This window comes from Inquilinus sp. OTU3971 (assembly GCF_038440215.1).
In genome coordinates this window covers 1-11,709 of the sequence record NZ_JASATH010000232.1, presented here as the reverse complement: position 1 = coordinate 11,709, position 11,709 = coordinate 1, and the positions used below count along the sequence as shown (strand labels likewise).

At 71.1% G+C, this 11,709-nt stretch carries 11 protein-coding genes and 1 riboswitch; of the genes, 7 read left to right on the top strand and 4 right to left on the bottom strand.

All coding sequences use genetic code 11. The annotated features are described in order from the left end of the window. Positions 1–240: 240 nt before the first annotated feature. The 4 genes from metA to AAHM41_RS35430 form a co-directional block, all read right to left on the bottom strand. Positions 241–1,161, bottom strand: a complete 921-nt coding sequence (metA, locus tag AAHM41_RS35445; protein WP_342241344.1) for a homoserine O-acetyltransferase MetA — start codon at positions 1,159–1,161, stop codon at positions 241–243. A 47-nt stretch (positions 1,162–1,208) separates the two neighbouring features. Further along, positions 1,209–1,314: riboswitch (SAM-I-IV-variant riboswitch) on the bottom strand. A 73-nt stretch (positions 1,315–1,387) separates the two neighbouring features. Further along, positions 1,388–2,437, bottom strand: a complete 1,050-nt coding sequence (locus AAHM41_RS35440; protein ID WP_342241343.1) for a TAXI family TRAP transporter solute-binding subunit — start codon at positions 2,435–2,437, stop codon at positions 1,388–1,390. Between the two features lie 11 nt (positions 2,438–2,448). Continuing rightward, on the bottom strand, positions 2,449–3,744 hold the full coding sequence (locus tag AAHM41_RS35435; protein WP_342241342.1) for an MFS transporter: 1,296 nt from the start codon (positions 3,742–3,744) through the stop codon (positions 2,449–2,451). A 135-nt stretch (positions 3,745–3,879) separates the two neighbouring features. Further along, positions 3,880–5,499, bottom strand: a complete 1,620-nt coding sequence (locus tag AAHM41_RS35430; protein WP_342241341.1) for a cell wall hydrolase — start codon at positions 5,497–5,499, stop codon at positions 3,880–3,882. 218 nt (positions 5,500–5,717) lie between these two features. Between AAHM41_RS35430 and AAHM41_RS35425 the strand changes: the two genes are divergently transcribed. The 7 genes from AAHM41_RS35425 to AAHM41_RS35395 all read left to right on the top strand — a co-directional run bounded on the left by AAHM41_RS35425 (position 5,718) and on the right by AAHM41_RS35395 (position 11,622). Continuing rightward, positions 5,718–6,197, top strand: a complete 480-nt coding sequence (locus AAHM41_RS35425) for a Tat pathway signal sequence domain protein (RefSeq protein WP_342241340.1) — start codon at positions 5,718–5,720, stop codon at positions 6,195–6,197. 13 nt (positions 6,198–6,210) lie between these two features. Further along, a complete protein-coding gene (locus AAHM41_RS35420) occupies positions 6,211–7,155 on the top strand; it encodes an alpha/beta hydrolase (RefSeq protein ID WP_342241339.1) in 945 nt (314 codons plus the stop codon). A 275-nt stretch (positions 7,156–7,430) separates the two neighbouring features. Then, on the top strand, positions 7,431–8,447 hold the full coding sequence (locus AAHM41_RS35415) for a pseudouridine synthase (RefSeq protein ID WP_342241338.1): 1,017 nt from the start codon (positions 7,431–7,433) through the stop codon (positions 8,445–8,447). A gap of 108 nt (positions 8,448–8,555) precedes the next feature. Beyond that, positions 8,556–10,301 (top strand): ABC transporter ATP-binding protein/permease, encoded by a 1,746-nt coding sequence (locus tag AAHM41_RS35410; RefSeq protein WP_342241337.1) that lies wholly within the window; start codon positions 8,556–8,558, stop codon positions 10,299–10,301. A gap of 76 nt (positions 10,302–10,377) precedes the next feature. Next, complete coding sequence (locus AAHM41_RS35405; RefSeq protein WP_342241336.1) at positions 10,378–10,707, top strand: ArsR/SmtB family transcription factor; 330 nt, start codon at positions 10,378–10,380, stop codon at positions 10,705–10,707. Then, positions 10,704–11,240, top strand: a complete 537-nt coding sequence (locus AAHM41_RS35400) for an SRPBCC family protein (protein ID WP_342241335.1) — start codon at positions 10,704–10,706, stop codon at positions 11,238–11,240. The genes AAHM41_RS35405 and AAHM41_RS35400 overlap by 4 nt, the downstream gene beginning before the upstream one ends. A 16-nt stretch (positions 11,241–11,256) precedes the next feature. Next, positions 11,257–11,622: a hypothetical protein gene (locus tag AAHM41_RS35395; protein ID WP_342241334.1), complete on the top strand. Its 366-nt coding sequence runs from the start codon at positions 11,257–11,259 to the stop codon at positions 11,620–11,622. Positions 11,623–11,709 lie beyond the last annotated feature (87 nt).

Below are 11,709 nucleotides of genomic sequence, written 5' to 3'. Positions count from 1 at the left end.
AAGGGGAGGGGGAACTAAAAAGGAACGGGTCGCCGCTATTGTGAAAAGGTCTCGCATGCGGGAGAGGTCGGAGACGCGAAGCGGCTCCGGGTGAGGGGACTTCGTCGAGGCCGGGACCAGCCCTCACCCGGCCGTCCTGCGGACGCCCGACCTCTCCCGCCAGGCGGGAGAGGCAATGCCCGACATCGTGTCAGGCCTGGCCGAATGCGCCGACGTAACCCGATCTCAGTTCAGTCCGGTCTAGCCCCGGCCGATGTCGTCGACCTCGTACGGCGTGGTCTGGTAGATCTGGTTGATCCAGTTGCCGAACAGCAGATGGGCGTGGCTGCGCCACCGGTTCTGGGGTCGACGCTCGGGGTCGTTCTCCGGGAAATAGTCGTGCGGCAGGGCGATCGTCTTGCCGGCGGCGATGTCGCGGAAATACTCGTCGCCGAGCGTGTCGGTGTCGTACTCGACATGGTTGAACATGTGCAGCGACCGGCGGCCGGAATCCTCCAGCAGGCACAGCCCGGCATCGTCCGACTCCATCAGCACCTTCATGCCGCTGGCGGCCGGGATGTCCTCGCGCCGGTTCTCGGTCCAGCGCGACACCGGGATGGTGAAATCGTCGGAGAAGCCGCGCAGATAGGGCGACGCCGCCTCGATGATGCGGTGGCGGTACACGCCGAACTTCTTCTCGGGCAGCGCATGCTTGGGCACGCCGTGGAAATGATGCACGGCCGCCTGGGCCCCCCAGCAGATGTTGAAGCAGCCATGGACGTTGGTCTGCGTCCAGTCGAACACCCGACGCAGCTCGTCCCAGTAGGTCACCTGCTCGAACGGCATCGTCTCGACCGGCGCGCCGGTGACGATGAAGCCGTCGAACTTCTCGGTCCGGACGTCCTGCCAGTCGCGGTAGAAGGACAGGATGTGGTCGCTGGGCGTGTTGCGCGGGACATGGTTGGTCATCTTGACCAGCGTCAGCTCGACCTGCAGCGGCGAGGCGCCGAGCAGCCGGGCGAACTGGGTCTCGGTCTTGACCTTGTTCGGCATCAGGTTCAGCAGACCGATCCGCATCGGCCGGATGTCCTGCCGCACCGCCTGCGCCTCGAGCATCACCATGACCCCCTCCGCTTCGAGGACGGACCGGGCGGGCAGGTCGTTCGGAATCTTGATCGGCATTTCGCTTCGGTTCTGTTCCGCGTGTCGTGGGCAGGACCGAATTGTGGATGGACCCGTTTGGTTGTCGGTTCGACCACATCCCCCCTCTCGGGGGCGCCACCTTGCTCGGGAAGCAGGTTGGCGTCGGGCAGTGCCCAACTCCTGATGTACCGCCAGTTCTACGGGGTCCGCCCGCATATTTCAACTGGATGAATGTGCCGCGTCGTCCGGCCCGCCGGGCTTCGGTTCAGGGCGTGGCCCGGGCGGGCAGGCTCAGCACCGCATGCTCGGCATAGTAGCGGGCAGCGCCGGGATGCAGCGGCACGCCCAGGCCGCGCGTGGCGCCTTCGATCGAGATCTCCTTGCCGCGCGGATGGCCCGCGGCCAGCAGGTCCAGGGTCGATTTCTGCCACAGGGCGCGGGTGATCTCGTAGACCGTGGCCTCCTCGATCCGCTCCGCCACCAGCCAGATCGCCCCGACCGACAGGGCCGGCACCTCCGCGGCGACGCCGTCATAGAGGCCGGCGGGGATCGGCTCCTGGGTGAAGAACGGCACCTTGGCGATCAGCGCCTCGGTCTCGGGCCCGGTGACCGGCAGCAGCCGGATCGGCCGCCGCCGCGCCAGGTCGGCGATCACCCCGAGCGGCGGCCCGCCGGTCATCACCATGGCGTCGAGCCCGCCTTCGGCCAGCAGGTCGGCCGAGGGCTCCGGCCGCTCATAGACCTCGGTCACATCCGTCTGCTTCAGGCCGAAGGCGGCGAGGATCAGGCGGATGTCGTAGATCGTGCCGGAGCCTTCGGCGCCGACCGAGACGCGCTTGCCCTTGAGGTCGGCCACCGACTGCACCGGGCTGTCCGCCGGCACCACGACATGGACGAATTCGGAGAACAGATGGGCGATGGCGCGCAGGCTGGTCACCGGCGGCTGGCCGGCGAACGGCCCCTCGCCGGCATAGGCGGCGAAGGCGACATCGGCCTGGGACAGGCCGGAATCGAACTCGCCGTCGCGGATCCGCCGGATGTTGTCGATCGATCCGGCGCTGGCCTGGGCCACCGCGATCAGGCCGGAGACGCCGCAGCTGCCGCCGGCGCTGCCGCAGGGCGGCAGGCCCGGCGGGCCGGAGATGGCGCCGGCGATGATGCCGCCGATCGGGAAATAGGTGCCGCCGGTGGTGCCGGTGCCGATGCGGAAGAACAGCGGGTCCTGGGCCCGTGCCGGCCACACCCCGCCGAGCCCCGCCGCGGCCATCCCGGCGGCGGGAAGCACCGTGGTCAGCAGGCGGCGGCGGGTCAGCATGGCGGTTCCCCTCAGGCGGCGTCGCGCATGGTCGGCGGCGTCTCGTCCGGCGCGCGCGGATCGAGCTCGGCGGCGACCGGCGTGGTGGTCGGCGCGACCGAGACGAAGCTGCCCTGCTCCTCGTTCGGCTTCGCCGCGCGCCGGGTCATGCGGTAGACGGTGAACAGCGCCAGCAGCGCCGCGACCGAGCCGGTCCAGACGAACAGCCCGTCCGGGCCCAGCAGCTGCATCACCCGCGACGCCACGATCGGCCCGAACACCGCGCCGGTGCCGTAGCACAGCAGCAGGCCGGCGGCCGCCGGCACCAGCTGCTCCGGCGTCATGAAGTCGTTGGCGTGGCTGAGGCTCAGCGGATAGATGGTGTAGGACAGCCCGCCGAAGGCCGCGAGCAGCACCAGCAGCAGCGTCATCGAGGTGCCGCCGAACAGCGCCAGCGCGGCGCTGATCAGGGCCAGCGCGATGGTGATGCCGAGGAACACCTGGCGCCGGTCGAAGCGGTCGGACAGCCGGCCGACCGGGTATTGCAGCAGGAAGCCGGCGAAGATCGCCGTCATCATGAAGCTGGCGATCCAGTCCGGCGACGGGTCGATGGTGCGGGCGTAGACCGGCCCCATGCCGGAGAAGGCGGCGCTGATCAGCCCGACCGAGAAGCAGCCGGCGACGCCGAGCGGCGAGATCGCGATCAGGGCACGCAGGCCGAAGCGCTTGACCTTGATCACCGGCGGCGTCTCGACCGGGGTCAGCGACAGCGGCACCAGCGACAGCGACACCAGCATCGCCACCACCGAGAACAGGGCGAAGCCGGCCGGGTCCATCACCGTCAGCCAGGGCTGCGACAGGCCGAAGGCGGTGTAGTTCACCGCCATGTAGGAGGACATCACCCGGCCGCGCACGGCGTTCACCGCGCGGGCGTTCAGCCAGCTTTCGATGATGGTGAACAGCACCGCCATGCTGATGCCGGTGACCAGTCGCAGCGCCGCCCAGACGATCGGGTCGACCCACAGGGCATGGAACAGCGCCGCGGCGGAGGCGATGGCGGCGAAGGCGGCGAAGGTGCGGATGTGACCGACCAGCAGCACGATCCGCGGGCAGATCAGCGTACCGAGGGCGAAGCCGCCGGAATAGAAGGCCAGCACCAGCCCGATGGTGCCGACATCGAAGCCGTCGAGATCCATCCGCACCGCAATCAGCGTGCCGAACAGCCCGTTGCCCATGATCATGATCGCGGCGCTGAACAGCAGCGGCGCCACGGCCAGGAGGACCGAACCGAGGGAAGGTGTCGCGGAAGCGGGGTTGGTGGCAGCCATCACATCCGTTCTAGGTCGGCCGAAAGGCCGGGGCCAGGAAAGATTCGTGACGATTTCAGGGCAAGCCGCCCGATGGTCCCGGCCTGCAGATAAGGTGGTGCGGGGTGTCGAACCGACTACCCCCGCCGGCCGGATTCAGCCGCCGCGCTTCGGCCGGTAGAAGACGTGGTCGCCGATCGAGGCGGTGCGGCGGAAGCGGTTGGTCCAGGCCGGCATGCCGCGGCCGAGCGCCCGCATCGCCGCCGGGGCGAAGAAGTACTGGGCGCCGTCGGTCGGGTCGTCGGCGAAATAGCCGTCCAGCATCTGCCAGACCACGAGGCGCGCGGTGCGCTGCAGGATCTCGTCCTGGGCGCTCAGGGGCTGCGGGAACTGCGGCATGGCGCCGGCGCGCACGGCCTTGGCGAAGGCGCGGAAGCGCGGGCGCGACAGCGGCTCGAACTGGCCCGGATCGGCCAGCACCTCGCAGGGCGATTCGCCGAAATCATTGGCCACGGCGATGCGGTTCATCACCACCCAGACCACGGCCGCCATGCCGCGCGTGCCCTGGTTGCCGGCCTCGGTATAGGCGGTGAAGGCGAGGCAGCGCAGCGCCCGCTCCGCCTGGGTCGGCTCGGCCGGCAGGGCCACGCCGCCGATGCTCATCGGCGCCGCCCCGTACTGCCGCAGCAGCGGCGAGGGCTGGTCGAGCGCGGTGCCGCGGGCGGAGACGAAGATGGTGCAGGCCAGGTCGCCCGGACCGCAACCGGTCAGGCGGCGGCCGGCGCCGTCGGCCTCGGCGTCGCGCAGCCAGGGCGCGCCCGCCGGCTCGATCAGCGACACGGCGCGGGCCAGGGCGACATCCAGCCGCTCGGTCTCTTCCGGCTCGGGCCGGTCGACCCGCAGCAGCGAGGAGCGCGGCCGGGCCCAGACCGGCGCCGCGCCGGGCGCGGCGGGCTGCACCATGGACACGGCGTCGGCCGCGACCATCGCCTGCCCCGATCCGGACGAGGTGGGCACGGCAGGCTGGGACGGGACCGGATCGGCGGTGGCCGGCGCCACCGCGGCCACCGGCGCGATCGATGCGGGAGACGCGGCCGCGGTCTCGGCCAGCAGGCCCGCCGTCGGCCCCAGCGAGGCGACGACCACGGGCTTCGCCTCGTTCGGCGCGACATCGATCAGGGTCGCGGGGCCGGACTGCACCGCCGGCGGGGTGACGGGCGCCACCGGCGCCGTGTCCGCCAAGCCTTCGGCCGGGGCCAGGGGCGGCTCGGTGGTCGCCTGCACCGGCGGCGTGGCCACCGGCTGCCCCGGCAGCGGCACCAGGTCGGCCAGGCGGGCCGGCAGGTCGAGCCGCGCGGCCTCGGCACCGGGGCCGGGCAGGCTGACCGGCACCAGCAACGGCTCGACTTCCTGCGGCTCCGGCGCCGGGCGCGTCACCTGCTGCAGGGCATCGGCCCAGGGGTCGAGCGGCGGCTCCGGCTCGGGCAGGCGCGGCACCGCGGCGAAGGCGGAGCCGAAGAAGACCTGCAGCGGGTCGGCGTGCGGTGCGGGGGCAGGAGACATCTCGGCCAGGCGCCGCATCGTGGCGACGGCGGGCTGCGGCCGCACCGCCTCGGCCGGGTCGACCACATGCGCGGGCTCGACCGCGATCCCGGCGAGATCGACGGCGACGACGGGCGGCAATGCCGGGCGCGCGGAATCGATCGCGATCGCGCCGCCGAGGGCGGTAGCCCCGACCAGCGCGATCGACAGAAGAAGGAGGCCCTTCGACGTCATGCCCGACCTCCCCCTTGTCGGCGCGTCGGGCGGAGCCCATCCGGGCACACTCCGCCCGGCGCCGCCGGGAGACGGGGCAACGCTCTGCGCCGGCGATCGGGCCCGGGAATGGTCTCAACGATTCCGGGAACACCGACCGCCCAAGTGCATTTCATTGCGGTCACGAGGGGCGCGGGTATCATGGCGCGCCCTGCGAGTCCAGACCGACGGAAGGCCATATGTCCCGCAAAACCGCTGAAATCCGCCGTTCCGCCTGGGTTCGCCCGGCACGTTTTTTCGCTTTTTTTATCGCGATTGCCGCCTTTCCGGCCCTGGCGCAGGACAAGCCCGCCGCCGAGTCGGCACCGAAGGAGGCGATCGACATCGAGCTGAACAAGCTCGAACCCGGCAACAATGGCTGCCGGGCCTTCATGGTCATGCACAACGGCACCAGCCGGAGCTACAGCAACCTGCAGCTCGACCTCGTGGTGTTCGACCCGAAGGGCATCATCGTTGACCAGCTGGCCGTGGACATGGCCCCGCTGAGCGCCGACAAGACCATGGTCAAGGTGTTCGAGATCGCCGGTCATGATTGCGGTAATTTCGGCCGTGTGCTGTTGAACGACGTGTTGACCTGCAAGGCGGGGGACGCAGCGGTCGAACGCTGCATCGATCTATTGGTTCCCACCAGCCGGGCGGCGATCGGTTTCATCAAGTAAAGAAGGCCGGATCATGGCGGCCGACCCGCAGATCATTACGATGCTTGAGCGGATCGCTGCTGTTTCCGGCGACACACCACCGGCCGAGCGACTGTCGCCGGCCGAAGCGCGGCGCGCCATGGCCTCGGTCCTGCCGCTCCTGAACGAGCACGCACCGGCCGTGGCCCGGGTCGAGGACCGCACCCTGCCCGGCGCGGCGGGGCCGATCGCCGCACGCTTCTACGACCCCGGCACGACCGACCCGTCGCCGGCGATCGTCTACATCCATGGCGGCGGCTGGGTGCTGTGCGACCTGGACAGCCATGACGGCGTGTGCCGGGAGCTGGCGCAGCGTTCGGGCCTCAAGGTGGTCAGCCTCGGCTACCGGCTGGCGCCGGAGCATCCGTTCCCGGCCCCGCTCGAGGATTGCGTCGCGGCGGTACGCTGGCTCGCCACCCAGGGCCGCGACTGGGGCATCGACCCCGACCGCCTGGTGATCGCCGGCGATTCCGCCGGGGCCAACCTGTCGCTCGCCACCCTGCTGGCGCTGCGCGACGCCGGCGAGCGGCCCCTGCGCGGGGCGGCGCTGGTCTATGGCGTGTTCGCGCCCGACCACGACACGCCATCGCATCTGGCGTATGGCGGCGATAACCGCTACTTCCTGTCGACTGCCGAGATGGAGTGGTTCTGGGGCCATTATGTCCCGGCCGGCACCGACCGGCGCACGCCGCTGGCCGCGCCGCTCTACGCCGATCTCGCCGGCCTGCCGCCGCTGTACCTGACCGCGGCGGAGTACGATTGCCTGAGGACCGACAGTGAACAGCTTGCCTATCGCCTGGCCGTGGACGGACGGCCGCACGAATTCCGGCTGTGGCGCGGCATGATCCACGCCTGTCTGCACATGGCCGGCAATGTCGAGGCGATGCGGGCCGAGATCGACCATCTGGCCGCCTTCCTGCGCCGGCAGGCCACGGCATGAGCCGCCCCCCGCGCCCCCCGAAATCCGGCGCCGGACGCATGCGCGGCCCCGGCCGATCCTCCGAAGCCGGCGACGGCGACGAGCGGCGCCCGCCGCGCGGACGCAAGCCCGCCGGCCGAGCCGGAGCCCAGGCCGAGCGGCCGGCGCGGGACACCCGGCGCCCCGACAGGCCGTCCCGCGGAGCCCCTGCGGACCGCGAGGAGGCCGAACGCGCTCCCCGCCGCACCGCGCGCGCTGCCGGTGGCCGTAGTGCCCGGCAGGATGAGCCGGAGGCGATGCCGAGGCGTCGGCCGCCCCGCGACGGCAAGACGCCGTCCCGCCTCGCCGCCGCGAAGGCCGACGACGAGAAGGCGCCTCGCGGCGGGAAGCGGTCCGGCCCGGCCGCGGCCGGCCGCCGGCCCGCGCCCGGCAAGCCGCGCGGATCGCGGTCGAAAGCAACCACGCCGCAGGAGGCTGCACGCGCCGCTATTCCGGAATGGCTGTGGGACGGCGAGGAGCCGGCTGAAGAAGCCACCCCGCGCCGGCGCGGCCGCCCACGCGGCCCGGTGCCGGAGGAGCGCGCCGAGCCGGCCGAGGCACCAGCGCCGCGCCGCCGGACGCGCGGCCCGCTGACCTCGTCGCGCAAGATCGCCGGCGATGCCGGAGCAGCGAAGCCGGTGTCGGCCAAGCCGGGCGAACGCTGGCGCGAGGAGCGGCGCAAGCGCCCCTCGCCGGAGCCGGACCAGTGCCGCTACGTCGTCTTCCACAAGCCCTATGGCGTGCTGAGCCAGTTCACGCCGGAGGGGCGCTGGCGCGGCCTGAACGAGTTCGGCCTGCCGCCCGGGATCTATGCCGCCGGCCGGCTGGACGCCGACAGCGAGGGTCTGCTGCTGCTGACCGATGACGGGCCGCTGATCAAGCGCCTGCTGGACCCGAAGCACGGCCACCCCCGCACCTATCTGGCCCAGGTCGAGGGCGACCCGGCGGAGGAGGCGCTGGCGGCCCTGGCCGGCGGCATCGCCCTGACCGACGGCCCGACCCGCCCCTGCGGCATCGAGCGGCTGGCGGAGGAACCGGACCTGCCGCCGCGCGACCCGCCGATCCGGGCCCGGAAGTCGATCCCGACCGCCTGGCTGCGGCTGACCCTGACCGAGGGCCGCAACCGCCAGGTGCGGCGGATGACTGCGGCGGTCGGCCACCCGACCCTGCGCCTGGTCCGCGTCGCCCTCGGCGGGCTGGAGCTGGGCGACCTGGCACCAGGGACGTGGACCACGGCGGAGCGGGACGAAATCCTGTCCGGCCTGCGCAGATAACGTCCGGATTACGGGAAACTTACGTGAAATTCACGGGTGCGGCCCGCCCGCGGGGGATATCACGGTTGCAGTCGCAGCCGAGGATCCGCCGCGCGGCGGACGCACCCGATGAAGCCAAGCACACGCCGGTTCTGGAAGGATTTCTTCGCCCTGCTGATGCCGTTCTGGCGGTCGAAGGAGAAATGGCCGGCGATCGGGCTGCTGGTGGTGGTGGTCGCCTTCACCCTGGGCGCCGTGTTCCTGAGCGTGCAGTTCAGCTTCTGGTACAACCGCTTCTACCAAGCTCTGCAGGACTACAATCAGGCGGCCTTCTGGCGTGAGCTGGCGATCTTCGGCGGCCTGGCGACCGCCCATGTCCTGCGCAGCGTCTATGCCGCCTATCTCGGGCAATGGCTGCGCATCCGCTGGCGGCGCTGGATGACCGACCACCTGCTGGGCGAATGGCTGGCCGACCGGGCCTATTACCGCCAGCAGCTGACCGCGGGCGCCACCGACAACCCGGACCAGCGCATCTCCGAGGACATCCAGCAATTCGTCGACGGCACCCTGACCCTCAGCCTCAGCTTCCTCGGCAATGTGGTGAACCTGGTCTCCTTCGCCGTGATCTTGTGGGCATTGTCGGCGCCGCTGACGATCCCGCTGTTCGGCAACGACATCGTCATCCCTCATTTCATGATGTGGGCCGCGATCGTCTATGCCGTGGTCGGCACCGCGCTGACGCATCTCGTTGGCCGCCCGCTGATTGGGCTGAACTTCCAGCAGCAGAAGCGGGAGGCGGATTTCCGCTTCGGCCTGGTCCGGTTCCGCGAGAACACCGAGGCGATCGCGCTGTATGCGGGCGAAATGAGCGAGAAGCAGGGGCTGCTGCGCCTGTTCGGCGGGGTGATGGTCAACTGGTACCAGCTGATGAGCCGGCAGAAGAAGCTGGGCTTCCTGACCTTCGGTTACGGCCAGGCCTCCGTCGTCTTCCCCGCCATCCTGGCCGCACCACAGTATTTCGCCAGGACCATCGAGCTTGGCGGGTTCCTGCAGGTCCAACAAGCCTTCGGCAACGTCCAGGACTCCCTGTCCTGGTTCGTCAGCGCCTACCAGTCGCTGACCGAATGGAAGGCGACCGTCGACCGTCTCACCGGCTTCCGCAATAGCCTCGAGGCGGCCAAGGCCCAGGCGCGCTCGGCCGAGATCGACGTCGCGGCCGAGCCCCGCGGCGACCTCGCCATCGACTCCGTCCAGCTCGCTTTGCCCGACGGCCAGGCGCTGGTCGAGGGCGGCGGCCTGTCGGTCCGCCCCGGCGACCGGCTGCTGCTGACCGGCCCGTCCGGCGCCGGCAAGTCGACGCTGTTCCGCGCCCTGGCCGGGATCTGGCCCTTCGGCAAGGCGCGCATCCGCATCCCGAAGGACGCCAAGGTGCTGTTCCTGCCGCAGCGGCCCTACCTGCCGCTGGGCACGCTGCACGCCGCCGTCGCCTATCCGGCCAAGCCCGAGGAGATCTCCGCCGAAGCGGCGACCGAGGCGCTGCGGGCGGTCGATCTCGGCCATCTGGTGCCGGCGCTGGAGCAGGAGGAGTACTGGGCTCGCCGCCTGTCGCCCGGCGAGCAGCAGCGCCTGGCGGTGGCCCGGGCGGTCCTGGCCAAGCCGGGCTGGCTGTTCCTCGACGAGGCCACCAGCGCCCTGGACGAGGGGACCGAGCAGCGGATGTTCGCGCTGCTGCGCGACCGGCTGCCCGGCACCACCTGGCTGACCATCTCGCACGACCCCAAGGTCGCCGCCTTCCACGACCGCCGCTGGCGGATCGAGAAGGAGGGCTCGGCGCCCGGACGCCTGGTCGAGGTGCCGGCGGCCGCGGCGGCCTGAAGACAGCGCCAGCCGCTCACAATGACGATTTAATTTAAGGATTGACTTATTTAAGTGAAAACTTCATAAGAGACTCATGCAACCCTTCGCTGCCCTTGCCGACCCCACCCGGCTCCGCATCGTCGAGATGCTGGCGGCGGGGGAGCGCGGGGCCGGCGAGATCGCCGGCGAGTTCGCGATGAGCGGGCCGGCCGTCTCCCAGCATCTCAAGGTGCTGCGCGAGGCCGGGCTGATCACGGTCCGGCCCGAGGCGCAGCGGCGGATCTACACGCTCGATCAGAAGGGCTTCGACGCGATGGACGACTGGCTGCGCCGCATCCGCCGCTTCTGGGGCGGCCGGCTGGACGAGCTGGAGCGCCAGCTGCGCGCCGCCCCGCCCCCCACCGACACGGGAGAGACATCATGAGCGACTACGGCACCCTGATCGCCGCCGACACGGTCCGGTTCGAGCGGCTGCTACCGGGCCCGATCGAGCGGGTCTGGTCGTTTCTGACGGAGTCCGACAAGCGCGGCCTCTGGCTGGCCAGGGGCGCTGTCGAGCCGCGCGTCGGCGGACAGGTGGAGCTGAACTTCCTGCATTCCGAGCTATCGCCGCTGCCGGACGAGATCCCGGCCAAGTACAAGTCGCTGGAGAAGGGCGCCAGCTCCACCGCCCGGGTCACGCGCTGGGAGCCGCCGCGGCTGCTGGCCCATAGCTGGCCCGGCCCGGCCGGCCAGGAGTCGGAGGTGACCTTCGAGCTGACGCCGCGGGGCGAGGACGTGCTGCTGGTGCTGACCCACCGCCGCCTCGGGCGGGACAAGATGGCGAGCGCGGCCGGCGGCTGGCACACCCATCTCGGCATTCTGGTCGACCGCATGAACGGCCGGGTGCCGCAGCCCTTCTTCATCACCCACACGCCGCTCGAGGCCGAATACGAGCAGCGCATCGCCTCGGCCTGACGACCGGAGGGACTCCATGACCGCGACCTTCGCCGGCGGCCGCAACATCGCGCTGAAGGTGCCGCCGCACCAGTACGACGCCACGGTCCGCTTCTACCGCGACGTGATCGGCCTCAAGCCGCTCGACAACCACCCGCCGGCGGTCGGCTTCGAGTTCGGCGCCAACCAGCTGTGGATCGACCGGGTCGACGCCCTCAGCCAGGCCGAGCTGTGGCTGGAGATCGTGGCCGACGACGTGCCGCAGGCGGCCGGGCATCTCGCCGCCGCCGGCGTCGCCCGCCGCGACGAGATCGAACGCCTGCCCGACGGCTTCGACGGCTTCTGGATCTCCGACCCGGCTGGGATCATCCACATCGTGTCGGGGAGGCGTAGCCAGTATTGAGGGACCGACTTGCCGCCGGATCCGCCGGCGCAAGCCCCCTCACCCTCCCGTCGCCTTCGGCGCCGGCCCCCTCCCTCTCCCCGAGGG

Excerpts from the sequence above, each read along its gene's own strand:
- metA (WP_342241344.1), bottom strand. The coding sequence starts at position 1,161 with ATGCCGATCAAGATTCCGAACGACCTGCCCGCCCGGTCCGTCCTCGAA.
- AAHM41_RS35440 (WP_342241343.1), bottom strand. The coding sequence starts at position 2,437 with ATGCTGACCCGCCGCCGCCTGCTGACCACGGTGCTTCCCGCCGCCGGG.
- AAHM41_RS35435 (WP_342241342.1), bottom strand. The coding sequence starts at position 3,744 with ATGGCTGCCACCAACCCCGCTTCCGCGACACCTTCCCTCGGTTCGGTC.
- AAHM41_RS35430 (WP_342241341.1), bottom strand. The coding sequence starts at position 5,499 with ATGACGTCGAAGGGCCTCCTTCTTCTGTCGATCGCGCTGGTCGGGGCT.
- AAHM41_RS35425 (WP_342241340.1), top strand. The coding sequence starts at position 5,718 with ATGTCCCGCAAAACCGCTGAAATCCGCCGTTCCGCCTGGGTTCGCCCG.
- AAHM41_RS35420 (WP_342241339.1), top strand. The coding sequence starts at position 6,211 with ATGGCGGCCGACCCGCAGATCATTACGATGCTTGAGCGGATCGCTGCT.
- AAHM41_RS35415 (WP_342241338.1), top strand. The coding sequence starts at position 7,431 with ATGCCGAGGCGTCGGCCGCCCCGCGACGGCAAGACGCCGTCCCGCCTC.
- AAHM41_RS35410 (WP_342241337.1), top strand. The coding sequence starts at position 8,556 with ATGAAGCCAAGCACACGCCGGTTCTGGAAGGATTTCTTCGCCCTGCTG.
- AAHM41_RS35405 (WP_342241336.1), top strand. The coding sequence starts at position 10,378 with ATGCAACCCTTCGCTGCCCTTGCCGACCCCACCCGGCTCCGCATCGTC.
- AAHM41_RS35400 (WP_342241335.1), top strand. The coding sequence starts at position 10,704 with ATGAGCGACTACGGCACCCTGATCGCCGCCGACACGGTCCGGTTCGAG.
- AAHM41_RS35395 (WP_342241334.1), top strand. The coding sequence starts at position 11,257 with ATGACCGCGACCTTCGCCGGCGGCCGCAACATCGCGCTGAAGGTGCCG.